Annotated in this window: 1 pseudogene; it reads left to right on the plus strand. The window is 65.1% G+C overall.

From position 1 onward, the window contains the following. Positions 1-199: 199 nt before the first annotated feature. A pseudogene (locus DVU99_RS19570) lies at positions 200-1,116 on the plus strand (aconitate hydratase B); the annotation flags it as partial.

Raw genomic sequence — 1,116 nt, forward strand, 5'->3', positions numbered from 1 at the left:
GATGGGGCTGGGCGCCTCCCTCAAGCGCCCCGCCCCTTCAGTCCCCGGCCACCCCGGCGTAAAACTTTGAAAACAGCTTCTGCCCGGAGATCGCCGGTGCCGTCGTAGGTCAGTGGATTACCGTCCACCATGCCTGACGAATGGATCGGAGGGGTCTCCTGGATACGCGTCCTCCGGGACCACTGATGAGGGAAATACTGTGCTTGAAGCCTATCGCAAACACGTAGAAGAGAGTGCCGCCCAGGACGTCGTGCCCCAGCCGCAGAACGCCGAACAGACCGCTGGTCTGGTCGCACTCCTGATGAACCCGCCGGCCGGCGAACAAGAATTTCTCCTCGACCTGATCACCAACCGCGTACCGCCGGGCGTGGACGAAGCTGCCTACGTCAAGGCCGGTTTCCTGTCCGCCGTCGCCAAGGGTGAAGCCACCTCCCCGCTGCTGACCAAGGCCCGCGCTCTCGAGCTGCTGGGCACCATGCAGGGTGGCTACAACATCACCACCATGGTCGAGCTGCTGGACAGCGCCGAGCTGGCCGAAGTCGCCGACGCGCAACTGAAGCCCACCCTGCTGATGTTCGACGCCTTCCACGACGTCGCCGAGCGCGCCAAGAAAGGCAACGCCGCCGCCAAGGCCGTGCTGCAGTCCTGGGCCGATGGCGAGTGGTTCAAGGCCCGCCCGGCCGTCGCCGAAAAACTGACCCTGACCGTGTTCAAGGTCCCTGGCGAAACCAACACCGACGACCTGTCCCCCGCTCCGGCCGCCTGGTCGCGCCCTGACATCCCGCTGCACGCTCTGGCCATGCAGAAGATGGCCCGCGACGGCATCGAGCCGATCCAGCCGGGTTCCGTCGGTCCGCTGAAGCAGATCGAAGCGGTCAAGGCCAAGGGCTTCCCGGGTGCCTACGTCGGTGACGTGGTCGGTACCGGTTCTTCGCGCAAATCCGCCACCAACTCGGTGCTGTGGGTCTTCGGCGACGACACCCCCTACGTGCCGAACAAGCGCGGCGGCGGTTTCTGCTTCGGTACCAAGATCGCCCCGATCTTCTACAACACCATGGAAGACGCCGGCGCCCTGCCGATCGAGTTCGACTGCACCACCCTGGCCATGGGTGACTT

This window comes from Dyella sp. C9, assembly GCF_003332825.1.
Lineage (GTDB): Bacteria > Pseudomonadota > Gammaproteobacteria > Xanthomonadales > Rhodanobacteraceae > Dyella.